Source organism: Spirosoma oryzicola (assembly GCF_021233055.1).
GTDB classification, from domain to species: Bacteria; Bacteroidota; Bacteroidia; order Cytophagales; family Spirosomataceae; genus Spirosoma; species Spirosoma oryzicola.
Genome location: NZ_CP089538.1, coordinates 1,399,916 through 1,426,287, shown reverse-complemented (window position 1 = coordinate 1,426,287; position 26,372 = coordinate 1,399,916). Strand labels below are relative to the sequence as shown.

At 51.9% G+C, this 26,372-nt stretch carries 20 protein-coding genes; 14 read left to right on the top strand and 6 right to left on the bottom strand.

Annotated features, from left to right (window positions below):
* Positions 1–127 precede the first annotated feature (127 nt).
* The 7 genes from LQ777_RS05735 to argB all read left to right on the top strand — a co-directional run bounded on the left by LQ777_RS05735 (position 128) and on the right by argB (position 6,322).
* Complete coding sequence (locus tag LQ777_RS05735; protein ID WP_232561563.1) at positions 128–751, top strand: hypothetical protein; 624 nt, start codon at positions 128–130, stop codon at positions 749–751.
* A gap of 189 nt (positions 752–940) precedes the next feature.
* The gene (locus tag LQ777_RS05730; RefSeq protein WP_232561562.1) at positions 941–1,552 is read left to right on the top strand and encodes a hypothetical protein; all 612 of its coding nucleotides are present in this window, start codon (positions 941–943) and stop codon (positions 1,550–1,552) included.
* A 195-nt stretch (positions 1,553–1,747) separates the two neighbouring features.
* Positions 1,748–2,368, top strand: a complete 621-nt coding sequence (locus LQ777_RS05725; RefSeq protein WP_232561561.1) for a hypothetical protein — start codon at positions 1,748–1,750, stop codon at positions 2,366–2,368.
* Between the two features lie 17 nt (positions 2,369–2,385).
* Entirely contained in the window at positions 2,386–3,105 is a 720-nt protein-coding gene (locus LQ777_RS05720) for an alpha/beta fold hydrolase (protein ID WP_232561560.1), read from the top strand.
* A 166-nt stretch (positions 3,106–3,271) separates the two neighbouring features.
* On the top strand, positions 3,272–4,414 hold the full coding sequence (locus LQ777_RS05715) for an aspartate aminotransferase family protein (protein WP_232561559.1): 1,143 nt from the start codon (positions 3,272–3,274) through the stop codon (positions 4,412–4,414).
* 132 nt (positions 4,415–4,546) lie between these two features.
* A complete protein-coding gene (locus LQ777_RS05710; RefSeq protein ID WP_232561558.1) occupies positions 4,547–5,506 on the top strand; it encodes an N-acetylornithine carbamoyltransferase in 960 nt (319 codons plus the stop codon).
* 30 nt (positions 5,507–5,536) lie between these two features.
* Positions 5,537–6,322 carry an acetylglutamate kinase gene (gene argB / locus LQ777_RS05705; RefSeq protein WP_232561557.1) on the top strand — a complete coding sequence of 262 codons (786 nt, stop codon included), beginning with the start codon at positions 5,537–5,539 and terminating at the stop codon, positions 6,320–6,322.
* Positions 6,323–6,392: 70 nt separating this feature from the next.
* Here argB and LQ777_RS05700 read toward each other — a convergent pair whose 3' ends face one another.
* The 3 genes from LQ777_RS05700 to LQ777_RS05690 all read right to left on the bottom strand — a co-directional run bounded on the left by LQ777_RS05700 (position 6,393) and on the right by LQ777_RS05690 (position 11,200).
* Complete coding sequence (locus LQ777_RS05700) at positions 6,393–6,968, bottom strand: C40 family peptidase (protein ID WP_232561556.1); 576 nt, start codon at positions 6,966–6,968, stop codon at positions 6,393–6,395.
* Positions 6,969–7,254: 286 nt separating this feature from the next.
* Positions 7,255–10,233 (bottom strand): outer membrane beta-barrel family protein, encoded by a 2,979-nt coding sequence (locus tag LQ777_RS05695; RefSeq protein ID WP_232561555.1) that lies wholly within the window; start codon positions 10,231–10,233, stop codon positions 7,255–7,257.
* 127 nt (positions 10,234–10,360) lie between these two features.
* Positions 10,361–11,200 carry a GLPGLI family protein gene (locus LQ777_RS05690; RefSeq protein WP_232561554.1) on the bottom strand — a complete coding sequence of 280 codons (840 nt, stop codon included), beginning with the start codon at positions 11,198–11,200 and terminating at the stop codon, positions 10,361–10,363.
* Between the two features lie 353 nt (positions 11,201–11,553).
* Here LQ777_RS05690 and LQ777_RS05685 point away from each other — a divergent pair, with 353 nt between their 5' ends.
* On the top strand, positions 11,554–12,591 hold the full coding sequence (locus LQ777_RS05685) for an AraC family transcriptional regulator (protein ID WP_232561553.1): 1,038 nt from the start codon (positions 11,554–11,556) through the stop codon (positions 12,589–12,591).
* Positions 12,592–12,596: 5 nt separating this feature from the next.
* On the opposite strand, the gene LQ777_RS05680 is transcribed toward LQ777_RS05685, so the two are convergent.
* Together LQ777_RS05680 and LQ777_RS05675 are read right to left on the bottom strand one after the other, a co-directional pair.
* On the bottom strand, positions 12,597–12,941 hold the full coding sequence (locus tag LQ777_RS05680) for a DUF4260 domain-containing protein (RefSeq protein WP_232561552.1): 345 nt from the start codon (positions 12,939–12,941) through the stop codon (positions 12,597–12,599).
* 30 nt (positions 12,942–12,971) lie between these two features.
* On the bottom strand, positions 12,972–14,009 hold the full coding sequence (locus LQ777_RS05675) for an NAD(P)H-binding protein (protein WP_232561551.1): 1,038 nt from the start codon (positions 14,007–14,009) through the stop codon (positions 12,972–12,974).
* 485 nt (positions 14,010–14,494) lie between these two features.
* On the opposite strand from LQ777_RS05675, the gene LQ777_RS05670 reads away from it, so the two are divergent.
* From LQ777_RS05670 to LQ777_RS05645, 6 genes are all read left to right on the top strand, one after another.
* Positions 14,495–15,079: a gluconate 2-dehydrogenase subunit 3 family protein gene (locus LQ777_RS05670; RefSeq protein ID WP_232561550.1), complete on the top strand. Its 585-nt coding sequence runs from the start codon at positions 14,495–14,497 to the stop codon at positions 15,077–15,079.
* Positions 15,080–15,136: 57 nt separating this feature from the next.
* A complete protein-coding gene (locus tag LQ777_RS05665; protein WP_232561549.1) occupies positions 15,137–16,846 on the top strand; it encodes a GMC oxidoreductase in 1,710 nt (569 codons plus the stop codon).
* A 301-nt stretch (positions 16,847–17,147) separates the two neighbouring features.
* A complete protein-coding gene (locus LQ777_RS05660; protein ID WP_232561548.1) occupies positions 17,148–19,331 on the top strand; it encodes an alpha-amylase family protein in 2,184 nt (727 codons plus the stop codon).
* 114 nt (positions 19,332–19,445) lie between these two features.
* Positions 19,446–21,215 carry an L-lactate permease gene (locus LQ777_RS05655; protein WP_232561547.1) on the top strand — a complete coding sequence of 590 codons (1,770 nt, stop codon included), beginning with the start codon at positions 19,446–19,448 and terminating at the stop codon, positions 21,213–21,215.
* Between the two features lie 59 nt (positions 21,216–21,274).
* A complete protein-coding gene (locus LQ777_RS05650; protein ID WP_232561546.1) occupies positions 21,275–22,234 on the top strand; it encodes a D-2-hydroxyacid dehydrogenase in 960 nt (319 codons plus the stop codon).
* A gap of 223 nt (positions 22,235–22,457) precedes the next feature.
* Positions 22,458–23,582: a glycerate kinase gene (locus LQ777_RS05645; protein ID WP_232561545.1), complete on the top strand. Its 1,125-nt coding sequence runs from the start codon at positions 22,458–22,460 to the stop codon at positions 23,580–23,582.
* A gap of 59 nt (positions 23,583–23,641) precedes the next feature.
* Here LQ777_RS05645 and LQ777_RS05640 read toward each other — a convergent pair whose 3' ends face one another.
* Positions 23,642–26,347 carry a PQQ-dependent sugar dehydrogenase gene (locus LQ777_RS05640; RefSeq protein WP_232561544.1) on the bottom strand — a complete coding sequence of 902 codons (2,706 nt, stop codon included), beginning with the start codon at positions 26,345–26,347 and terminating at the stop codon, positions 23,642–23,644.
* Positions 26,348–26,372: the final 25 nt, after the last annotated feature.

Sequence of the window (26,372 nt, the reverse complement as noted above, 5' to 3'; positions counted from 1 at the left end):
AATCGGGGTTTATTTTTTATCAACCATTAACTCGGAATAAAACAATGGCCTCAACAAATAAAGGAAGAGCCAGTTTACCCCCTGATAATTAGTTTATGTTCTTACACACACTAATCAGTTAAACACAATGAAAATCGGTACACAACGTCTTATGGCCGCTTTGATGATGGCCTCACTATTCACTGCCTGTAGCCGTCCGGTTGCTTATTTTCAACCAAGTCAACGCGAACATTTCGCGGTAGCTCCTTCAACACCAGCACCAGTAACCGAAGCAACGACACCTGCTCAACCCGCCGTTGCGGTTACTACAGCCGAAACAACTCCTCAGCCAACGGCTCAGGCTGTTCAGGCTACTCAAGTTAACGAAGCCTTGGATCAGGTAGATGCGCTGGTCCGTAATGACAGCAAGCTAGCGGCTGACAAAACCGTTCAGAAACGCCTGAATCGCATCCGCGCACTGGCGACCGCTACGTCTGCCAAATCATCACTGGCACCGTCGGAAACAGCGACTCCCAAAAAAGCAAGCCTGATGGAACGGTTGATGCTGAAGAAAATGAACAAAAAGATCAGCAAACAATTGGCTCCATCTAACCCCAACAAGACAATGGTAAGCACCGGAACACTGGCAACCGGTGCCGTTCTGGTCATCGTTGGTTTATTGCTACTCCTGCTGGCGAGCGGTACCGGTGCAACCATCGGTCTTATCGCCCTGCTCCTGGGTGCTGTTGTCCTGCTGTTCGGCTTATTGTAAAGAACGCACAGCGACCAAAAACAAGGTCCCCCTGGCTTACGATAAGCCAGGGGGACCTTGTTTTTGGGCCGGTTCATTCACTCGATTTTCAGTTTTTTTCTAAGATTATAATATGATCTCGTAACAAACCGATAGGAGTTCAGTTGTTGAGGTTGATAATTTTATTGTCCCACTAAAAAAACGTACTCTATGAGCACGATCTCCAAACACCTTTTTGTTGCCTTAATTGGTGCATCTATTCTTTCTTCATGCAGCCGTCCAGTTGCTTATTTTCAGCCAACTCAACGCGAGCATTTTACGGCTAAAACCGCACCTGTTGCGCCTGTAACGCCGGCTGAAGCAGCCGCCGAGCCAACAGCAATTGCTGCGCCAGCCGCGGAAGTAGTTTCTGCTCCTGCCGAACAGGTAGCACAGGCGAAACAGGCCATCAGCCAAATCGAAGCGTACGTTCGCAACGACAGCAAACTGGCATCGAACAAAAAGCTGACGAAGCGCATGGCGAAAATAAACGAATTGCTGGCTACGGCTAGTGACAAAGCTGCTGTGTCGACCAACGTTGCATCGACCAAGAAAATGTCGCTGGTTGAGCGGGCTATGCTCAAGAAGATTGACAAAAAAATCAAAAATCACGTAGCACCCGAAGATACGAAAGCGTTAAACCGCAATACCAAAAACGGTATTATCATCGGTGCTATCGGTCTTCTCTTGTCGCTTATATTCACCGGCGTAATCGGCGTAATCGGTCTGGTTCTGCTGGTTGTCGGTATCGTACTGATTCTACTGGGCGTTCTCGAATCCTAGTCGCATCATCCCTGAAATAAAAATCGCCGTAACGCTCCGTCCGGATGCTTACGGCGATTTTTTATGGGAATAGACGACCATTTACGCGATTTTTTCAAGAGATTTCTTTCCTTCGCCCGGTTTGGATAACAAAGTAGTAGATGCGTGGTTGTTGGGATTGATAACCGACAGGTAGTCATTAAACAAAACAACTCTATGAAAACAATGACCAAACACATCTACGCAGCATTCATCGGAGCTGCCGTTCTATCGTCGTGCAGCCGTCCGGTAGCTTATTTTCAACGTGGACCGGTAGAGAATTACCACACTCCAAAAACAGAAGTTGCAGCAAACGTTGCCGTAGCTACGCCAGCGCCATCTGTTGAAGCGCCCGCAACCGTTACAGAGGTAGCTACGCCCGTAGCCGCTCCTACTGAGCAGGTCGCTCAGGCAAAGCAAGCCGTCAATCAGATTGAAGCCTACGTGCACAATGATTCCAAGTTAGCTTCGAGCAACAAGTTGACGAAGCGGATCGCGCGGGTAAAATCACTGCTCAACGCTACGCCTGCCCAAACAGCGTCGGCTACGAATACGAACGTAGCAGCCAAGAAGATGAGCTTCCTGGAACGGATAACGCTCAAAAACATCGACAAGAAAATCAAGAAACAACTGTCTCCCGAGCGGACCATGGTTAAATCTATGTTCACGATTGGGATTATTGTTGCCGCAGCTGGTTTACTGCTGCTGCTGATTGGTAATGGATTTGGTGCAACACTGGGTGGAATAGCCCTTGTGGTTGGTTTGATCCTGATCGTTCTGGACCTCGTACGCTCGTAGAGCTAGTTGCGTAAAGCATGCAAAATCCAGTGTCATTCGTACTGATACATGGCCACGGCGTAGATGCATCCATATGGGATAGCATCTACGCCGATCTGGCATCAACGGGGCCCGTTCTGAAACCAGACTTTTCCCGGCTAACGTCTCATTCGTCCATTGAAGCCTACGCTGAAGAACTAGCGGCCCGCTTGCAGGATGCAGCCATTGACGAGGTTGTGCTGGTTGGGCATTCGATGGGCGGCTACATCGCTCTTGCCTTTGCCGAGCGTTACCCAGAACAGGTACGTGGACTGGTCCTTTTCCACTCTACGGCCTACGCTGACGATGAAGACCGTAAAGCCCAGCGCAAGCAGCTTATTGAAACCATACGGGATCAGGGTGGAGCGCAGTTTATTGAAAAGCAACTGCCCAAAACAGTTGCTCCCAGCTATCCCGCTGAGCAGGTTCAAACGCTGGTAGACCGTTTTCGCAGTTTGCCAACCGATGCGCTGGTTGTAGGTATGGGAGCTATCGCCAGTCGTCCGGACCGGACGCACGTCTTATGTGAAGCAACGTTTCCGGTGTTGCTCGTCTTAGGAAAAGAAGACCAGATTATTTCGTTCGAGAAGACTGAAAAACTGGCGGATCTATCCGAGCGCATCACCGTTGCTCCGGTTGAGCGCGCGGGGCATCTGAGCATGGTTGAGCAGCCGGACGCAGCACGACAAATCCTGGAAGACTTTAGAAAGCAAGTTTAAACGACGCTTCTTGTCATTCGCCGTGTTTTCGAGGAAGCCCGTGGGCTTCCTTTTTACGTTTAATCGCCGTTTTCCCCCTGATTCTCCGTAAACTTGCACTGGTTTTCACGAACCTGGTCATCACTATCATCGTAAATACCGGATGCATAAGTTATCCGGTTTGGCAATGGCTGAACTTTTTAACGTTTACCCGCTCTACGACATCGAACCTGTTCGGGCGCAGGGTAGCTATTTGTGGGACAACAACGGGACCCGCTACCTGGATCTATATGGCGGTCATGCCGTCATTTCGGTTGGACACACGCATCCACGGTACGTGCAGGCGCTGACCGACCAACTGCATAAAATTTCGTTCTATTCGAATTCGGTCCGAATTCCGCAACAGCAGGAATTAGCCGAAAAGCTGGAAAGTCTTTCGGGCCAAACCGACTATGCGCTGTTCCTGTGCAACTCGGGTGCCGAAGCAAACGAAAACGCCCTAAAACTGGCTTCTTTCCATAACAATCGGACCCAGGTAATCGCGTTTAAAAAAGGATTTCACGGACGTACTGCCGGTGCCGTTGCCGCTACGGATAATTCGGCCATCGTTGCTCCGGTCAATTATAACAAACACGTTACCTTTCTACCCTACAATGACGCAGAGGCCGCTCGCGAAGCCATCACAACCGAAACCTGCGCCGTGATCGTGGAAGGCATTCAGGGTGTTGGCGGCATTCACGTCGCGAGTGATGATTTTCTGCAAACGCTCCGCAAACGCTGCGACGAAACTGGAACCGTACTGATTCTGGACGGTGTGCAGTGTGGCTACGGTCGTTCGGGCCAATTCTTTTCGCACCAGTTTAGCGGTATTCAGGCCGATATTATCTCGATGGCGAAAGGCATGGGCAACGGCTTCCCGATTGGTGGCATTCTGATTTCGCCTAAGTTCAAAGCCAGCTACGGTTTGCTCGGAACCACGTTTGGCGGAAACCATCTGGCCTGTACTGCCGCTATCGCCGTACTCGACATTATGAACGACGAAGGTTTGATCGAAAACGCCGTTCGCATGGGTGATTACTTCACAAAAGGTATTCAACAGATCGGTGGTTACAAAGAGCTACGCGGTCGGGGATTGATGATCGGTATTGAGTACGACTTCCCGGTTGAAGCGCTACGCAAAAATCTGCTGTTCGAACACAAGCAGTTTACGGGTGTAGCTGGCAAGAACATCATTCGTCTGCTTCCTTCGCTAGCCATCGGTATTGACGAAGCGGATATGTTCTTAGAAGCACTGAATACATGCTTAAAAACGGAAAGAACCGAGGCTTAACCAATTTTTCTCATGGAGTTGGGTGTGAAAACTCGACTCCACATATTCTTAATGCATCCAATTCGGTGAGTCTTCCGACCACTTGACACAAGAAGCGTTATAAGCTGCACTTGCCTTTTACGGTAAAATTAAATGACTAATTTTCTTTCCCTCGCCGACGTCACTGACCTCGACGCTCTGATACAAGCTGGCCGTGATGCCAAAGCCAATCCATTTGCTGACCAGCAACTTGGTAAAAACAAAACCATTGGCCTGATCTTCTTTAATTCCAGTCTGCGCACTCGCTTGAGTACGCAGAAAGCGGCTCAGAACCTTGGCCTGAATGTGATGACCATGAACGTCGGGCAGGATAGCTGGGGACTGGAGATGGAAGAAGGCGTCCTGATGAACGGTGACAAGGCCGAACACGTTCGGGAGGCAGCCGCCGTAATCGGACGATATTGCGACATCATCGGTATTCGCGCATTTGCCGAACTGAAAGATCGCGATAAAGATTATAAAGAGCAGGTGATGCACCAGTTCGCCAAGTACGCGAAGGTCCCGATTGTCAATCTGGAATCGGCTACGCGCCACCCACTGCAATCACTCGCCGACTGCATCACCATCGAAGAAGCCAAAACCACCGCCCGCCCGAAAGTGGTACTGACCTGGCTTCCGCACTTCAAACCCTTACCGCAGGCCGTTGCTAATTCGTTCTGCGAATGGATGAACGCCCGCGCCAATTCGGGTGATGTCGACTTTGTGGTGACCCATCCGGAAGGCTACGAACTAGCTCCTGAATTTGTTGGCAACGCCCGCGTTATCTACAACCAGGACGAAGCATTCGAAGGGGCTGACTTTATTTACGGTAAAAACTGGTCGTCCTACACGCAGTACGGTCAGGTGCTTACTCAGGACCCATCCTGGGCGGTCACGATGGATGACATTCGCCGGAGCAACAACGGCAAGTTCATGCACTGTCTGCCCGTCCGTCGGAATCTGAAGGTGTCAGATGAAGTCCTGGACAGTCCGCAATCGCTGGTTATCGAACAAGCCGCGAATCGCGAATGGTCAGCACAGGCAGTGTTAAAAGAAATTATCAAAAACAGCTAGACCTGCTGCTCATTTACGATTAACCGGACAATGAATACGCTTACAGTTATCAAAATAGGCGGAAACGTAATTGACGATCCAGCCGCACTAACCCGTTTTCTGACCGCCTTTGCCGGGCTGCCCAGTGCTAAAGTTCTTATTCACGGAGGAGGAAAAGTAGCCACCCAGGTCGCCGACAAACTCGGTATCCAAACCACGATGGTCGAAGGTCGCCGAATTACCGACCAGCCAATGCTCGACGTTGTGACGATGGTGTACGGCGGCCTCGTGAACAAACAGATCGTAGCCAAACTACAAGCACTCGATGTCAACGCAATTGGCCTGACCGGTGCTGACGCGGGTACCGTCCTAGCGAAAAAACGTCCGGTCAACGATATTGACTACGGGATGGTCGGCGATATTGACGAAGTAAATTCCGGACAGATCCAGTTTTTTCTGCATCAGGATCTGACGCCCGTTTTTGCCCCACTTACCTACAGTGAAGCCGGTGAGCTGTTAAATACCAATGCCGATACCATGGCTTCGGCCATTGCCGTGGATATGGTAAAGCATAACACGGTTACGCTGGTTTACTGCTTTGAGAAGAAAGGCGTTCTCGCCGACCCGAACGATGACAACAGCGTTATCAATGAGTTGACGCCTTCGATTTACGCCGAACACAAAGCAGCCGGAACCATCAACAAAGGCATGATTCCGAAACTGGACAATGCGTTTAAGGCGCTTACCAATGGCGTATCGAAGGTTGTTATCTGCCACGCCGATGAAGTAGCCGCAGCAGTCCAACAGGGAGCAGGTACGACATTGCGGCTAGATTGATACGTACGCCAGCAAAAGAAAGCGGGTTAACAGTTCGACTGTTAACCCGCTTTCTTTTGTATGTAGATTTTTATTGATTCGCTAAAAGCTCAACCACGCGCCGAACGCCAACAAACCGGCGATCATAATACGAAGCATGGAGGTAATCGTAACGGACACCTCCGTTCCAGGCTGAGTGAATGAATTTAATCTGGTCGCCAACAACTTCGGTGATTAGCCCTACATGTCCGATTCGGCTTCCGCCTGAACTGTGTCCTTTGAAGAGAATCAAGTCGCCGGGTTGCGCGTCGGCCTTATCGATGGCACGACCAACATTTCCCTGAGCGGCACTTGAATGCGGCAGCGTAATGCCGAATTGATTGAAGCAAAACCGCGTGAAACCGGAGCAATCGAAGCCTCGTTTGCTGCTTCCACCGGAGCGGTAACGGATCGAGAGATGTTCTTTCGCAAAACCAATCAGATCACCGACTAAGGGGATCTGTTCGTATAATGCCTTTTTGGTAGTAGTTACAGTGGGTACTTCTTGAGTTACGGAGGGTACTTGATTCGCTACGGTGAGAAAATCTTTAGTTACGGTCGGTACGGTTTGGGCCTGAACGATGCCAAACGAGACGACGCCAAACGCCGTCAGGAGCATTTTCTTCATTAGAGATATAGGTCAAAACCAAGTTCGGTTATATAAAAGTATGGCATTGTGGAATAAATGCCAAATAAATGGGGAGCAATTTCCACACTTTTAATGGAAAATTTTTATACCAGATTTTTTACGATACTGATTTTCAGTTGGATACAATCAGATTTACTAATTCAGTTAGCTGGATTTTAATGTCGTAACAACAACGATCGAGTAACCGAATACTAAAAAGCGCATCATCGGAGCAGCCTTTTACGAACTACTCACAATGATGCGCTTGTAGACTATTTGCGTGAATTTATCCGTTTCGCCGGAATCCACGATCGCCCTGTCCGTCGCGGCCGCCCGGACGCATGAAGCGATTATTTGACGGTGGCGTAACACCTGCCCCGAAGTTGCGCAGGTTGTACACAAAGCTTAGTGTAAAATAGCGATTCAGCACCCGGCTTTGCACTTCTTCAACGTACGTGTCTGTGACGTTACGAACCACGCTCCGGTTCTGGTTGAGCAGGTCAAACGCCTGCAAGCGCAACTCGCCCTGCTTCTGCTTGAATAACTGACGAGACAAGGCCATATTTAACAGTGTAAACGACTGGTTGTAGCTTCCCGACGCGCCACCGTAGTGATTGAATGTTACGTTGGTGGTAAACGTGAACCGGAGCGGAAGCTGATAATACAAATCCAGCGTACCCGTCTGGTTCAGGTAGGTCGTGTTTTGTTGTGGCTGCAACGAATACTTCGCCGACTGCAAACTGATATTGCCCGACAGATTCAAGTCCAGCTTATCGTCAAGGTTCGTATTCAAACTCAGGCCCTGTCCGATCAGCCAGTTTTGCGCGAGGTTCGGTCGCTCGTTCACAAAGCTCGTTCCCCGGTTGTAAGTCAGGTTGGTATTCAGGTTCAGATTGACCCGTTGCTCCTGGAAGCGAAGTGCCCGGCCCAGTACCAGAAAACTGCTTACTGTATAATACCCGTCGGTATTGACAGGCCGGGTTGTTTGTTCACCGGACGGACCGAATGCAGTTGAATTAACGATCTTATTGTCTGTTCGGCTGGCGTTGATCGACGCAAATAAGTTACGGAACGTTGTCGGGTCGAACCGGTTAAAATTGAACGACAGGTTGTGACTGTACTCTGGTTGCAGTGCCTCGTTTCCTAACTGGATATTCAATGGATTCGTATTGATCGATACGGGCTGCAACTGGTTTACCGAAGGCGCATTGACCCGCGTGCGGTAGTTGAACCGGAACGTTGTGTTTTTGGCGAAATTATACGTAAACAGCGCGTTCGGGAGCAAGTTGGTAAACGTGCGGTTCAGATTCGTCTCCCGGCTAAGGTTGTCCGATTGCAAGCTAGCCTGCTGCCCGTCAAGACCAAGGGCGTAGGTGTATTTTAGTCGCTTCGTTTGCCAGGTCAGCCCACCCCGGTTCGTCATGTAGGTATTAATAAAATTGTTGCTCAACAACGCATTGACACGGTCATACTGGCCGGTCGTTTCGTTAAAATCCGTTACCGCTCGGTTCGACTCGTTGTGGTTGTTCGACAGGTTGTAGTGAAACTCAAGGGTCTGCCGCATTGACAGCGGTTCCGTGTAAGACACGTTGATGGTGTTGGTCATCGAACGTGTCCGCTGGTTGTTCTGCTGATTAATGGTTTGCGAATACAGACTGTCACTGGTCGTCGGGGTCGATGATGCACCGGTTGTAGTAGACAGGGGTGTTGTGGATTGAGTGAATGACTTGTTGATGCCTTCATTATCCTGATTGTTCATCGCCACGTTCCAGTTTACCGAAAATGTCCGGCCAACCTTGCGAAATTTACGGAACAGAAACAACGAGTTGTTGCCGTTGAAGCCGTCGCCCGTCGAATTGTAGTTGGTATTGCTCGTGTTGGTCGTTCTCCCTGCGCTATTGACGGTCCGCGCCTGGCTTTCGTTCATATAGCTCGATCCTAGCCACGACAGATTGGGAATAACCCGGATGGTTGTGAGCGAGTCCAACCGATAATCGAGCCGTAGGTTGACGCGGCTGTTTGTATTGCTGTTCTCGGAACCATTTGTCTGGTTGCGGACAAACGTCGAGTCGGTACGAGTTGTCGTGCCGGACGTGCCCAGACTGGGTAAAACGTTTTCCCGACGGCTGCTCTGATTGGTCAGCGTGTTTGTATTCGAGATGTTGTAGCTACCCGCCAGATCGATCTTTTTGCCGATACTGTTCCGGTAATTCATCCCGCCCGCCCATGACTTTGTAATCGCGTTGTTACCGACCTGGCCATTGCCGTTGCCCGAACCTCCGCCCCCACCGTTGCGCACAAAGCTACCTGAGCCCGAATTACCACCCGATCCTTGCCCGCTCCCCCCAAAATTATTGCCGAGACCTAAATCCTGCGCCGTAAAGCCCTGCTGGTTGATGTTGTTCGCCATGCCCAGAATCGACATCTGCTGCCCATTGCTGAACCGGTTGAGCGTTGCTTTTGCCGAATAGCGCGCATCGTCTCCCGGTTTGGGACCAACCGCCAGCGACTGTTGTCCAAACGTGCCTTTTCGCTTATCTTTCTTCGTCGTGATGTTGATCGTCTTCGACCGGTCGCCGTCATCAACGCCCGAAAACGCGGACTGTTCCGATAACTGATCCATCAACTGTACTTTATCGATAATATCGGCGGGAAGGTTACGGGTCGCCATCTTTGGGTCATCGCCAAAAAACGGTTTTCCATCGACGAGCACTTTTTTAACCGTCTGTCCCTGCGCCGTAATGGTCCCATCGCGGTCAACCTGAATGCCCGGTAGTTTTTTGAGCAAATCCTCAACCTGCGCATTCGGCTGCGTTTTGAACGAGCCCGCGTTGAACTCCAACGTGTCGCCTTTGACCGCCATCGGAGCTTTTTCGCCCTGTACTGATACCTCCGTCAACGTTTGCGACTGCGCCAGTAATTCAAGCGTTCCGGCATTGCCAACAGGTTCTGCCTTCGTCACCGAAACGCGCCGAGAAGCACCCCGATAACCGACATAGGTAACCAGAACGCGGTACTGCCCTTCCGCAATATTTTTAAAGACAAATTGTCCCTCGCCATCCGTAATCGCAAACGTAACCAGCGACGAGTCACGGGCTAACAACAGCGAAACGGACGCTTCAAGCAACGGTTTTCGAGAGACGGAATCTACGACGGCACCTTTAACAGTACCCGATTGCGCCTGCGCCCAACCAACGGTCAAGCTCAATAGGCTCCCGACCAGAAAACAGACGAAAAACAGACGCGAACGAAAAGAATGGTTCATGTTTGTAGTGTGATGGTAACGCAGGATGTCGGTATGCCGCATCGCCACGTTATGTGGGCATTGATGGTATCATGTGCAGGTGTAGCGCGGTGGTGCGGACATCTTGTCCGTGTTACACCGCTGCGTTTTAGTTACGTTCCATACCCGGCATTGACGACATCATGCGCTGGCGAAAATCGGCCATTGATTTTCGGCGAACCTGCTCCATTTCTTCCGCCGAGATGACTTTGGCACTAGCAGGAGGTTCTACAGCCACAGCGTCTACGGCTTCTTTCGAGATACCCGTAGCTTTAAACGACTGATTGTCCGATTCGATCTGAAGCACAACGCCCGCTGGTGGCGTCAGATCGGCAACGGGCGAATACGTGAACGGCAAATCGGTCGTGTACCAAATGGTGTACGTTTCCTTGCGGTGCGTCGCCGTCGCTTTGTGGCAGGTGAAACCCGCTATTTTCTTGGTCTTATCGCTCGTCTGCCAATCGCTGGCCGTTGGCATTGGCTTTTCTGACCGGTATATCTGGCTAGTTGAATCGCGCTTGACGGTCATAACATCGATTCGTTTTCTGTTCGCCAGGTCCAGATACGTATCCTGCTCGAAGGGGGGCGACATTCGCATTCCGCGTGGAGGTCCACCGGCATTATCAGCATTATCTCCGCCCCTGTTCTGACGGAACATCATGTTTTGCGGACGGTCCCGTTCTTCTTTCGCCATCGTTCCGGCGAAGACGAGTTTTTGCGTAAAAGAAATGACTTCAGGCATTCCTTCGGGTGCTTCCGGTGCTCCGGCGCTGCCCGGCCGAACTTCCTGCCCGTTGACAACCATCCGCATCTGCGAACGATCAATCCGGCGCATGCCTTCGTAGGTGATTTTACCCGAAATCGGGCTGCCCGATTGGGTCGTCTGAGCGGTTGCAGACAGTGCAGCCAGCCAACCAGTGGTTAACAAGGTGATTAAGTACGTTTTCATCACGACAAGGAGTTAAACTAGTGCATAAAAGTTGCACAAAATCTATTGACGTGCCTGTTAGGATTTGTTAAAAGGCGCTAAATAGGCGTTAAACTCCTATTTTTGTCTACCGAATGCCTGACGTGTTCTTCCAAAAACGGACCACAGACTGGTCTTATGCAAATCAGACACTTATTGCATAACGTTACCGAATAAGATGGGTCGGCTGTTGCGGTTCGTGTTGTATTTTAAGAACTTGCAGCGATAGATAGCTTAGGTTAGGATCCTGGTTATTGACAAGTCATTGCTTGATCCGAATAGTGCCTTACGCTGACTTGCTTGTTCCCTACGAAAGACTTTTTCAACAAACGCCCGTGTCTACGTCCTCTACGAATCATACGCTCTCCGTAGCTTCGATCAATTTAATCCTGTTTGCCGCCCAGCAACGCGGAGCCGATACCCATGCGCTGGCGCAGGCCGTAGGGATCAGCTCCGACGAACTGCGTAATCCGGATGGACGCGTTCAGATTCGGCAGGTGCAGGCGCTCTGGCGCGCGATAATAGATGTGACCGGTGACACGACTATTGCGCTTAAATTAGGGGAAATGATCAATCCGGTTTCCGTAGGTGTGCTGGCCTACGTGATGATGCACAGTCCCACGCTGGGGAAAGCGTTCGAGAAACTCTGCCAGTACCAGGACATTGCTTGTGAAGGTGTTCAGACGAGCGGTACGCTGATCCATACCGACGACGCGAACGATCAGTTCGTTTTGTCGCTGCGCATTACCAGTCCCGACATTATTTATCCCGAACACACACTGAATTCCGAGCTATCCATTTACTTGTCGGCGATTCGGGCGTTGACGGGCCTTCCTACGACCGCTCGCGAGATTCGGTTCGCCTACCCGCGTCCGCTTGACACGAGCGAGCATAAACGCATTTTTGCCCCCGCCCGCCTGGTCTTTGATGCGGATGTAACGGCAATGGTCTTGGACGCGTCCCTGCTCGACACACCAGTGCTCAACGCGAACCCAAGCTTGTCGGCGATGTTTGAGCAGCACGCAACCGCTTTGCTCAATCAGCTTAAAGCCCCTTCGCTGAGCAGTCGGGTCAAAGCCCAGATCGTCCGGTTAATGAAAGGAGAAGAACCAACGCTAACGACCGTTGCCGACCGGCTGGCGATGGGCGTTCGGACGTTACAGCTTCACCTCAAAGACGAAGGCACAACGTACCAGCAACTGCTGGACGACGTTCGGAAAGAGCTGGCCGTTCAACATCTGCGCGAGCAAAACCTCAGCACAACGGACATTGCCTATCTGCTGGGGTTTGCCGAACCAAGCGTTTTCTTCCGGTCGTTCAAAAAATGGATGGGTGTGACGCCGGGGGCTTACCGACTGGCTCAGGTCGCGTAGGGTAGCTACAGATTATCCAGACTGGTGTGCTTGAAACTATCGGTATACTTCAGACCATAGCCCAGTGCCCGATCCATACTCGAATGGGCAAATAAGATAATACCCGCGAGCATCAGGTTCTGGTTACCCAGCATCAATCCTAGTAGCCCAATACTAATTCCTAGCCCTTTGTGGTGAACGATGTTGTACACAACCGCTCCCACAGCGGGATTTACTGCGTAGCCGATCATACTTAAATCGGGCGCTAACAGCAGCGCGGGGAACCACCACCAGGCAAAATTCACCTGGGAGAACAGGTATATAGCCCCTAAAAACTGAATCAATTCTTCGGACTTCAATAGCGTTTTCATAAAACAGATTTCTTGTCAAAATTTGACTGCTTAGTCTAAAACTGTAATTACGCTACCGGTTGCGGGTGTAAATGCGCGATGCTGTTGGTATTCGGCAAACCACGTCAGTGTTTCGGTCAACGCCTGTCTCATGGGGATAGGCTGAAAATCGGGAAATACAGCAAGTACGTTCTGGTCATCAAGCACAACGGTATTTTCGTAGAGATACAGCATCTCGCGTACTTCCCGTAACACGGGCATGAATAGTCCCATTAGGCGGATAAACAACCGACTGTAAACCTGCACCCCCAATGGCTTCCCGACCAGACCGCTGATTTGGCCGAACCAGCCACGAATCGACGGCAGTGTTGTTCCGCCGTAATTCCAGACTTGATAAGGTGTCGTCGATGACCGCTCCAGCGTCCAATCACGCAGCATAAGCCGGGCAATGATTTCGGCAGCATCCGGGGTAAAAACCGATTGGTGCGGAATATCAACGTTTACCAGCCAGGGAAGCGCCTTTCCGCGCAAGGCGTTGTTAAAGATCGGGGCGACCCCATCGTTGAGGACATTAGGTCCCCAGAAATCCGGCAGTCTGACATTGATCACCCGACACCGACCGGCAGCAGCGGCTTGTTCCAGTTGTGTTTCGATGTCAACGCGCAACTGGCCTTTTCGCGAACAGGGATTGGGCTGGCTATCTTCCCGAATGGGTGTTTTCGTGTTCCCGAAGTTGTAAACATTTCCCGGAAACACGATAGTCGCCTGGTTCTGAGCAGCCGCGTCGATGACCTTTTGGGTCACGGTATCCATATTACCAAACCACTGATCGTACCGGTAGTTGATGCCGTGAAAAATAAAATCCTTGTCCAGCGCCACCCGGTTCAGCAGATCGGCATCCTGAGCGTCCCCTTCAACGATGGTAAGCGTTGGCTGATGGGGAAACAACGCATCCGCTTTGGCGCGGTTTCGAACCAAGATCGTAACGGGAAGCCGACGGGCAAGCAGGTTGACGGTTACAGCGTAGCCGATGCTACCGGTTGCGCCAAGGACGAGTATGGATGGAAGATGTTTAGGGGTCGTATTCATGGCCTTTGCCGATTAATTAGTACATGACAAAGGTCCTGCAAACACCGGGGGTAGTCGCTGACAAACCGCGCAAATCGACTGACCGATTGCGAAAATGTTTACCGTTCGACTGTCTTTTCCCGTATCCGTTGGGCCAGCCAGGCCGTAAGCAATAAAGAAGAAAGGTTAAGCAAAATTCTGGGTATGAATTGGATAGATCTGCCTTTTAGCTTTCAGTGGAGTCTGATTTGAGAATCAATATTGCCCGAACTGTTGGATTTGCCCCAATTCGATGTCCTTCTAGGGTGGTGTCGGTTTCTCAAAACCGACCCTTGGCGTCAGCAATGTGTGTCGGTTTTAAGAACCGCGCGGGCGGCCCCGCCGACACCACTCACCCAGCACCCTATCACGCGTTTTACGGATTTCGGACAACACTGGTTTGGAAATCGGACACCAACGAATACTAAAAGACAACCAACGATATTTAGTTAACAAGCCTATAACGAATGAACAGACGGCAAGCAGTAACGCAGGTAGCCTGGATGCTGGGCGGAGTCTTTTCGGCCCCGACTCTACAGGCGATGAATCGGTGGGAGCAGATAGCAAAAACCACATCAGCAGGTACGCCAACAGGCAAGTTTTTGAGCGAAACGCAACATGAACTTATGGGCCGAGTCGCCGAATTGATCATCCCCCGAACCGTGTCTCCCGGCGTGGAATCGCCCCGCGTGGAATCGCCTGGTGCGCTCGACGCGGGCGTGCCCGACTTCATGGACGTAATGCTCCGCGACTGCTACACAAAAGCCGCGCAGGACATTTTCCTGGCGGGTGTCAGCGACCTGGAACGTAAAAATTTCGTCACGCTTTCCACCGACCAGCAGACCGCATTGCTGAAGCAAATCGAAGCCGACGCCCAAAAAAGCACGAACCCGACTTTCTGGCTTATCACCAAAGAGTTGACCCTGCTCGGTTATTTCACCTCCGAAGTAGGCGTAAAAGCGTCGTTTGATTATCAACCCATTCCGGGGAAGTTCGAAGCGATCAAGATCAAACCGGGCCAGAAAGATTTCATGTACGGCAATCAAGCTTAACAGTAATGTGGACCACTGGTCCACGCTGCGGGAAACACATACTCTTGTACGATTTTTATGAACCTGAATCTCAAAGCAGACAAAGATCAGACCTACGATGCCATTGTTGTCGGGTCGGGCATGACCGGCGGCTGGGCCGCTAAGGAACTAGCTGAAAAAGGGTTGAAGGTGCTGGTACTCGAACGGGGCTACGAACTGAAGCACGTCGAAGATTATAAAACAGCCTTCAGCGACCCTTGGGAATTTGAACATCGCGGCAAAATACCCATTGTAGCCGCCGAAGAACATTACGCGACCATGTACTTCTCAGCCAAAGAAGGTTCGCAATTCTTCTTCACCAACGATAAAGAAAATCCGTACGTGCAGAAGCGGCCATTCAACTGGATTCGGGCCTACCATACGGGTGGTAAATCACTGCTGTGGGGTAAGCACACGTACCGCTGGAATGAAGAAGATTTTCTGGCAAACGCCAAACAGGGCCTTGGCGTCGACTGGCCCATTCGCTACGCGGACCTTGTTCCCTGGTACAATTACGTCGAAAAATTCGTCGGCATCAGCGGGCAGGCCGAAGGGCTGGCGGTGTTGCCGGACAGTAATTTTCTGCCCCCGATGGCGATGACGGCCCCCGAACTGCATTTAAAAAAATCGGTAGCTCAGAAGCTCAATCGCCCGATCACCATTGGCCGGGTCGCTCACCTGACCAAGCCGCAGCCGGTGCATTCGGCGGTGGGCCGGGCTACCTGCCAGTTCCGCAACCGGTGTACGCGGGGTTGTCCGTTCGGCGCGTATTTCAGTTCGCTGGCCGCTACGCTTCCGGCGGCTCGTCGAACCAACCGGGTAACCATTGTCCACAACGCGATTGTCAAAGAAATTATATTGGACGATAAAGCTCAGAAAGCCAAAGGCGTACGGGTAATCGATCAGAACACAATGGAAGTGCGGGACTTTTACGCCAAAGTGCTATTCCTGAATGCCGGAACCATTGGCTCTACCTCTATTTTGATGAACTCCAAGTCGGCCCGCTTCCCGACCGGGCTCGGTAATGACAGCGATCAGCTAGGCCGCAACTTGATGGACCACCACCTGGCTATCGGCGCGCGTGGAGACATCGATGGTTTTGAAGACGATTACTTTTTTGGGGCTCGTCCGGGTAGTTTGTACATCCCGCGCTTCCGCAACTGGGGCACCGACAAACGCAGCTACCTGCGCGGCTTTGGCTACCAGGGCGGAGCGACACGAGCCGACTGGTCGCGGGGGGCAGCAGAAACGGGCTTCGGCGCTGATTTCAAGAAAAAGATGACGCAGCCCGGTCCCTGGAAAATCAACCTCAGCGGCTTTGGCGAAGTCTTACCTGATCCGAACAACCGTTTTACCCTGAGCAACGACCAGACCGATAAATGGAGTTTACCGCAGGTTGTGTTCGATGCCGATTTCGGCGAAAACGAACGGGCAATGCGGAAGGACATCATGAACGACGGAGCCGAAATGCTTGAAGCAGCCGGTTTCAAAAACGTGGTTGCTTACGATAACCCCGTTGCACACATGGGATTGGGCATTCACGAGATGGGAACGGCACGTATGGGTAAAGACCCCAAAACATCGATCCTGAACAAATTCAATCAGGTACATGCCTGCAAAAACGTGTTTGTAACCGACGGATCAGCTATGACTTCGGCTTCCAACGTCAATCCATCACTGACATACATGGCACTGACAGCGCGGGCCGCCAGCTACGCCGTTGAGCAGTTGAAAGCACGGAATCTCTGAAAAGTCATTTGACGGTGGAGTCGGCGGGGCCTCCCGTGCGGTTTGAGAACCAGTATTGTCTGAACTATTGGATTTGCCCCAATCTGATACCCTTCTATGGTGGTGTCGGTTTTGAGAAACCGACACCACGCGAAAATCCTTTGCTTGTCATTACCTGACTCCGCCTACCTACACTACTAAACCAGCGGACGTTCAGATATTTTCCCGTATCGATCGGTTTTACCCATCCAGCCCCACCGTTTTCAACCAGACGATTCCTATACCCAAATCCTAACGTGAGGACTCAGCCTCACGATTCTGTATGGAAAGAAGAAATTTCATAAAGACAACCGGTTTGTTGGGAGGTTCCTTCGCCTTCTCGGGAGCGTCCGTGTGGGCGGGTTCGCCTTTGTTGACGAATCATGTAGCACCCCCTGAATCCTACTGGCTCGACGGCCCCATGCGGTGGGCACAGTTAGCCTTTGTCGAACGGGACCCCGGCCACTATGATCCCGATTTCTGGCTGGCTTACTTCAAGCGTATTCACGCCGATGGCGCTTTGCTGAGCGCGGGTGGCATTGTCGCGTTCTACCCGACCAACATTCCGCTACACCACCGCAGCGATTTTATGGGCAATACGAATACGCTGGGCTATCTGGTGGAAGGTTGTAGAAAACAGGGTATGAAGATCATGCTGCGTACCGACCCTCACGCGGCTCGTCAGGACGTTTACGACGCGCACCCCGACTGGATTGCGGTAACCGCCGACGGAAAAAAACGTCGCCACTGGGCGAATCCCGATTTGTGGGTAACCTGCGCGCTGGGGCCTTACAACTTTGAGTTTATGACACGGGTGAATGCGGAAATCATGGACAACTTCTCCCCCGAAGGCATCTTCTCAAATCGCTGGCACGGGCATGATGTCTGCTACTGCGCACACTGCAAAACCAATTTCAAAGCGTATTCGGGGTTAGAGCTGCCCCAGAAAACCGAGAAGCTAGACCCGACCTACCGCAAATGGGCGGAATGGCGCATGAAACGATTGCGGGAACTGTGGGCGGTTTGGGACGCGGACATTCGCAAAAAGAAACCAACCGCCCGCTTCATCCCGAACGGATTCCCGGATAAAGTTACGACGGGTAAAGAAGCCGATCTGTTCTTTGCCGATCAGCAGGCCCGCCGGGGTTTGGCACCACCCTGGGCTAACGGGAAAGGAGCGAAAGAATTGCGCTCGACGCTGGGCCTGAAACCCTTAATCGGTATTTTCAGCGTTGGTATCGAAGAAGAATTCCGTTGGAAAGATTCGGTGCAAAGCGACGCCGAAATCCGGATTTGGGCCGCCGAAGGAACCGCCAACGGGATGCGGCCCTGCTTCGTGAAGTTTGGGGGCGATATTTACGACAAGCGGTGGATGGAAGCCGTAGCTAACCTGTACGAAGGGTACCACAAGAACGAATCGTACCTGCGTAACACGGCATCGCTGGCCCGCGTCGGCGTTGTCTATTCCGAACAGACGGATCGGAATTACGGCGGTAAACCCTGGCAGCAGAAAAGTGGTGATCATCTCGACGGAATCTACCACACGCTGGTTGAAAGCCGCGTTCCGTTCGACATGGTAAACGACCGTTTGCTGACACCCGATGACCTCAAGCGGTTCAAGCTGTTGATTCTGCCTAACATTGCGGCTCTTTCCGACGCCCAGTGCAAGCAGTTACAGGCCTTCGTGGACAATGGCGGGAGTTTGGTGGCTACGTTTGAAACATCGCTGTACGACGAAGAAGGCAAACAACGGCCCGACTTCGGACTAGCCAGTCTGCTCGGCGTTTCGTACGATCAGAAGGTTGAAGGGCCAATGCGGAACAGTTACCTACAACTACGGCAGGACGCCAAGAACAGCCAGACGCAGCAGATTCTGAAAGGGCTGGACGACACGCCCCGCATTATCAATTCTGTTTACAAGGTCAACGTCAAACCAACGGACACGTTTCCCAGTCCGATTACACTTATTCCGACCTATCCCGATTTGCCGATGGAAGATGTGTACCCGCGCGTGGCCCAGACCGATACGCGGGAGCTTTACCTGCGGCAGGTTGGCAAGGGACGCGTGGCCTATATTCCCGGCGACCTGGACCGGTCGTTCTGGCAGATGCTCAGCATCGATCACGGGCAATTGCTCAGCAATGTAATCAACTGGGCGCTCGACGAAGAACCGGTTGTATCGATAGCGGGTCCGGGCGTAATTGATGTCAACGTGTGGCGGCAGCAAAAATCAATGACGGTTCATCTGGTTAACCTAACCAATCCGATGATGATGAAAGGCCCATTCCGGGAGTTGATTCCGGTTGACGCGCAGGTGACCGTTCAGGTTCCATCGGGGGCAAAAGTAACGGGTGTTAAACTGCTCATGAGCGACCAGAAACCAAAATTTGAGCTAAAGAACGGCAAAGTAACGGTAGCGGTCCCTAAAGTGCGGGACCATGAGATTGTCGCGCTCGATTTAGCCTGACCGTTTTCAGAATGTGGTGTCGGTTTCTCAAAACCGACACCACATCCCGCCGATACCGCAGTGACACTCGTTTTATTTTTACCTCTGAATCAGGAAACTAACTGAATACAACCTATGGTCTGGAAACAAGTTGTTGACCCATTTACCAATATCGCTTTATCCGTGCTGGTGGCGTCAGTGCCCATTCTGTTTATCTTCTGGGCGCTGATCATCAAAAAAATGAAAGGCTATCAGGCCAGTCTGATCGCTACCGGCTTAGCGATGATTATCGCCACTGCTGTCTACGGTATGCCTGTCAAACTGGCGTTGCTGTCGGCGGCTCACGGCGCGGTATACGGTTTATTCCCGATTTGCTGGCTGATCATCACGGCCGTTTTCCTGTTCAACATCACGGTAAAAAGCGGTCAGTTCGAAATTATCAAACAGTTCATGGCGTCGATCACCGCCGACCGGCGGTTGCAGGCGTTGCTGATTGCTTTCTCGTTTGGGTCGTTTCTGGAAGGCACCGCCGGATTTGGTGCCCCCGTGGCCATTACGGCGGCCATGCTGGTGGGACTTGGTTTCAATCCGCTCTACGCATCGGGTATCTGTCTGATTGCCAACACCGCACCGGTTGCGTTTGGCTCCATCGGCATTCCCATTACGGTCGCGTCGCAGGTGTCGGGCATTCCCGAATTACCCATTTCGCAGATGGTTGGCCGGACGCTGCCTATCCTGTCGGTCATGCTGCCTTTTTATCTGGTAACGATAATTGCGGGTTTCCGAAAGGCGCAGGAAATCATGCCCGCTGTTCTGGTATCTGGTATTTCGTTTGCCTTTCTCCAGTACTTCTCGGCCAACTTTTTAGGCCCTGCCCTACCCGACGTTATTGCCGGACTTGGCTCCATCATTTGCCTGATGATCTTCCTGCGCTTCTGGAAACCAAAAACCATCTGGCGCTTTGCCAACGAACCGGCGGCAACGATCGTCACTGATCTGAACTACACCAATGGGCAGTTGATCCGGGCCTGGTCGCCGTTCATCGTGCTGACCATTATGGTGATTGCCTGGGGCGTTCAACCGATCAAGGACGCGCTTAATTCGGCGGGGATGGCGCAGTTCGAATTTCCGGGTCTGCACAATGCCATTCAGGGCGAAGACGGAACGCTACTACCCAAATTATTCAAGCTGAACTACTTGTCGGCAGCTGGAACGGCCATTCTGATCGCGGCACTCATCGCCATTCCGCTGGTCGGTCTTTCGTACCGTGAAGGTGCCAACGTATTCGGCGCAACGCTGGACCAGCTCAAGTTCCCGATTCTGACGATTGCTGCCGTGTTGGGATTCGCGTACATTCTCAACGATTCCGGTATTACGCTGACACTGGCCGAAGTACTGGCAAACACGGGTTTTCTGTTTCCGTTTTTTGCGCCCATACTGGGCTGGCTGGGCGTGTTTATCACCGGCTCCGACACATCGGCTAATGCGTTGTTCAGTAAGCTCCAATATGCTACCGCGCAGTCCATTGGTGTCGATCCGGTCGTAACGGTATCGGCCAATATATCAGGCGGTGTTGTCGGCAAAATGATTTCTCCGCAATCCATCGCCGTAGCTGCCGCGGCAGGTAATCTGGTCGGGAAAGAATCGGAGTTGTTCCGCTTTACGGTAAAGCACAGCTTTATCATGCTCTTTGTGATTTGTCTTATCGTATTGGCGCAGGCGTATGCGTTGAAGTGGCTGATTCCGGCCTATGAGATGATTGGAACAAAAAAAGCGACAATGCTACCGAACGTATCGACGGGCTATACCTACCTTGCGCTGCTGGCAGTCTTATTGGCTACATTGGCCGTGCTTATTCTGCGAACGGCCAAAAAGAAAGCGCAAACGCCGGACTTCGTTAATTGACGGCTTTATCCCATTGACCAAACAGCGTGTTATTAGTGCAAACAATCGAAAATTAAGGAATGAAAATTGTCGTATTAGACGGGTATACGCTGAATCCGGGCGATTTGTCCTGGGAGGGACTGGAGAAACTGGGTGAGTTGACGGTGTACGACCGCACCCCAGCCGATCAGGTTGTGGAACGGGCCAAAGACGCCGAAATTATTTTCACCAACAAAACCCCGCTGGGTGAGGACATTCTGGTTCAGCTTCCCGCGCTCAAGTTCATCGGTATACTAGCCACCGGCTACAACATTGTTAACACTGACGTAGCTAAGAAAAACGGGATTATTGTCAGCAACGTACCCGGCTACAGCACCATGTCGGTAGTGCAACTGACGTTTGCGATGCTGCTCGAACTGACGCTGCACGTACAACGCCACAGCGATTCGGTCATGGACGGCAAATGGGCGCGCTCGGCTGATTTCTCGTTTTGGGACTACCCGCTCATTGAACTGGCCGACAAAACGATAGGCATCATCGGCTTTGGCAGTATCGGCGAAAAAGTAGCCGACGTAGCAACGGCCTTTGGCATGAAGGTCATTGGCTCGAAACGGCATCATACGGACCAGTCGCACCGGTCCAATTTCCGGTGGGCCGACGTTCCTGAGCTACTAGCGCAATCGGATGTGGTGAGTATTCACACCCCGCTGACGCCCGAAACGCAGGGACTCATGAACAAAGATACCTTGGCGTTGATGAAACCAACGGCGTTCCTGTTGAACACCTCGCGGGGACCACTGGTCGTGGATCAGGATTTAGCCGATGCGCTCAACAACGACATTATTGCCGGAGCGGGTATCGACGTGTTATCCAAAGAACCACCAGCCGCTGATAACCCATTGTTCAAAGCCAAAAACTGTTTGATTACGCCCCACATCGCCTGGGCAACGAAAGAAGCACGCACCCGCCTGATGGCGATCACGGTCGATAATTTATCCGCGTTTATCAACGGCAACCCGGTCAACGTAGTGAACAAGTAAGCCGACCTGCTTCTATAAATTAAGCTGAATTAGGCGCTCCCTACCATCAGGCAAACGCCTAGTTCAGCTGTTTTGCTGGATTCTAGCCTGTTTTCACAAACGCATCAAACCATATAGAGACGTAAGGGATTGCGTCTAATTCGCGTCAGCAAAACCCATCCGGTCAGCGATAACTATCCATCGAGATGTACTGCTCAACACCTCGCAATTCCCCCGAAAACCTATGCGTGTTCTCATTGCCCCCAATGCCTTTAAACACAGTCTGAATGCCACTGGCGCGGCCCTTGCCATCAAAGAAGGCTTACAACAAAGCAAGCTCGACTGTGTATGCGAATGCTTTCCGGTCGGCGATGGTGGCGACGGCACAGGTGATTTAATGATCAGGAAACACAACGGGTTGCTCGTTTCGGTAGACGTAGCCGACCCGTTTGGCCGCCTAATTCAATCGTCCTTTGGCTTGGTCAACAACGGAGAAACAGCGATTATCGAAATGGCGAATGCGTCGGGGATTCACCTTGTCAAACCGTCAGCGCTAAACCCGTTACAGGCTACTTCGTTTGGCACTGGACAACTGATCATAGCAGCGCTGGACAAAGGCGTCCGAAACCTGGTACTGGCGATTGGCGGTTCGGCTACCGTTGACGGTGGTACCGGTATTTTACGGGCGTTGGGCGTCCGTTTTTTGAATGCTCAAGGTGAAGAGCTAACGGCTCCCGAACAACTGACCGAACTGACGACAATCGATGTCTCGACCCTCGACCAACGAATCTTGACCTGTGCTATCACCGTCCTCTGCGATGTCGAAAATAAGCTTCTGGGAGCAGAAGGGTCAGCGGCTGTTTTTGGTCCGCAAAAAGGCGCAACACCCGACAGCGTGAAAAAACTCGATGCGGGTCTGGCTACGTTCTCAGCGGTAGCATTGCAGCAAACCGGTATCGACATGTCGGCTGTCAAACACGGTGGTGCCGCCGGTGGTGTTGCCGCCGGGCTTCACACGTTCATAAACGCGCAACTTGTCAATGGCATTGATTTTTTCCTCCATTTCACCCGTTTCGACGAAGCCGTAGCCACTGCCGATCTGGTTATTACCGGCGAGGGTAGTATCGATGAACAAACCTTACACGGCAAAGGCCCCTTCGGTGTCGCTTACCGAGCAAAGCAGTTGAATCTACCCGTAATTGGTCTGGCGGGAAAAATTCCGCTGGACCAAAATGAAAAGCTTGATCAGTTTTTCGACGTGCTACTGGCAATCGGCAACGGTCCTGCTGACCTGGTATCGGCCCTCAGCCAGACCCGGCAAAATCTGATCCGCACCGCCCACCAACTGGGTAACCTGCTCACCCGATAAATGATCGTACAGCGTTGACACCGGGACTGATCATTGATCCGGCTCTACCTGCTTCCGCTCTATTTGGTCGGGGCACGATTCGCTTTTGGCTCAAAATACAGGTAATCGACGTGAAACAGTTCTTTCCGAACCGCATCAGGATTAGTGAACACGAAATATAGATCGTGCAGACCCACGGTGGGCTTCACCGGGGCAATCAAGTCCGTCCAGCCTGTTTTCAGATCGTTGATTTTACCGCCGGGCACCGCCACTTCGCTCACAACCGGCCCTTGTAGACTGTCCAGATGCACCGCGATACGACCACCCGCCCCCTGCGACTGCACCCGAAACCGAATCTGATCAACCTGCGCCAGATCCAGCTGGTTGAACACCACGAAACTGTTGTTATAAATCTTACGGATGTACGAAATAAAACCGGTACTGGCCGTAGCAATCACGACACCCACGTTACCCCGATCGTTATCCTCCAGCTGTATGAGTGGATTACGAAGCGCAATGTAGTCTCGGGATGATAGCGGTTCGATACCCTGAGCGCCTTTGTCTTGGTAGCTCGCCAATAGTACATAAGCGCCTTCGTTTCCTTTACCCATATGATCCTTTAGGGTCAGCGTTCCCTGCTGGGGCAACGGCTTCGGCTGCTCGTTCAGGGCTAGGATATAGCGAACCATTTCCTGGGCATCCTGCGCCGACAAATCCGGGTGAGCAGACATGGCATAGTTGCCCCAAACGCCACTCCCGCCCTTAATTATCTTCTGCGCTAGCGGTTCGACCGATTCCGGTTTACGTAGATATCGCGCCGAGATAGCCCTGAAGCTGGGACCAATGGACGCTTTTTCAATCGCGTGACAGGATTTGCAGTCGGATGCGGCAATCAGCTTTTCACCCTGCCAATGCGCCGTTGTAGTATGCCCGCCCGACAGAACGCTGGCAATGTCTTTTCCGTAGGGTAGGTAGGTAAACGAAACCGTTGTCCGGGCGGGGTCGATCGTTTTATCTTCCGGGTCGCGGATGGTGATGCGGTAATCAAGTTTCGTATTGTCCCAGTAAAAGCTTCGGTTAGCGGTTGTGCTGATCTGCACGCGCGGGGGCGTATTCCCTACGTGGATCGTTGTGGTGGCGCTTCCCTGACCACCGTGTCCATCCGTGACGGTCAGCGTTACCGGATACACGCCCGGCTTCGCAAAGCTCGTTGACACGGTCTGACCGGTCCATTTTTTGGTACCAATCTGCCAGGTATAGGTGAGCTGATCACCTGGATCGTAATCTTTCGAGCCAGCCGCCGACAAGGCGACAGCCATTGGTGCGGCACCGTACCGCTTATCCACCCGAATGTCGGCAACAGGATTGCGGTTTCCTTCCGAATACTCCACCCGGATCAATCCGGCATCGGTATTGTTGGCAAACCAGTTGGTCCCATACGCCAGAATATACAGCGACCCATCGCGATTGAACTGCATGTCCATGGGTGCTACCGGTTTCAGATGACTTAAAAAAGGCTCCATACTGACGTAATTGCCTTCTTTGTCGAGCGTAACCGCCATCATCCACCGCCGAATCCAATCGTAGATCAAAAGTTTTCCGTCGTAGTAATCGGGCAAGCGGTACTTAGCTCCGGCAAATTGATCACGGTAATAAACAGGTCCAGCCATCGCGCTGGCCCCGCCTTTACCGACCAGCGGGAAACGTCTGGATGCTTGTTTGCCGTACCAGATTAGAGCGGGTTGGGCCGGGGGAAGTTCCCGAAGACCGGTGTTGTGGGGCGAGTTGTTGACGGGATGCTGTGGGTCCTGTTTAGGCCCCTCCTGCTTGGTAGCAAAATCGTATTTTGGAAACGCTTCGTTGTTCCCTAAAAAGTACGGATAACCAAAAAAACCGGGCCGACGCGCCTGATTGATCTCGTCGTAGCTCAACGTTCCTTCTTCGGCGGGCACGTGCGTGTCGGGACCAACATCGCCCCAGTAGACAAACCCGTTCTTGGGATCGACCGACATCCGAAACGGGTTGCGGCAACCCATCACATAGATCTCCGGACGCCCTTTGGAACCGTCTTTGGGAAATAGGTTGCCGTCGGGAATGGTATAAGCGGGCGCATCTCCAGTTCCGTTCGGTTCTGGTTTGATCCGCAGAATTTTTCCGCGCAGGTCGTTACTGTTGGCAGTCGATGCCTGATCATCGGACAGTTCACGACCGGGCCGTTCGTCGGTGGGATTGTGACCTTCGATTTCTTCGGCGTTCGTATTATCACCCGTTGACAGATACAGCAGCCCGTTCGAGAACGTCAGGTAACCCGCCGAATGACAGCAGTATTTTCGTTGCGTCGGAATTTCCAGCAAAACTTTCTTTGATGATTGAATCAACTGATCACCTTTCAGCTCGTAACGCGCCAGATGGCTTACCCACGCATCGCCACCAACACCGTAATACAGATAGATCCAGTTGTTTTTGCTGTAATCTGGATCGACAGCAACGCCCAGTAACCCATCTTCAATCCCGCTGAAAACGTTGATATGCGCAATCGTTTTGACCTGTTTCAACTCCGCGTCGTACAGTCGGACAGCGCCTTTCCGCTCGATGATCAAGACGTTATTGTTGGGCAAAATACCCATACCCATCGGTTCGTCTAGTCCCTGCACAAGCTGCATAGCCGTAAAGCGACTGCTATCCGGCGCTTCCGCCCATTGGTTGGCGCGGTATGGTGCAGAACGTTGTGAGGTCAAGGAAAACCACAACGTAGCCAGCAGCAAAACGATAGGTAGGGGTTTCATAAGAGGAAGGTTCAAAGAAATACGT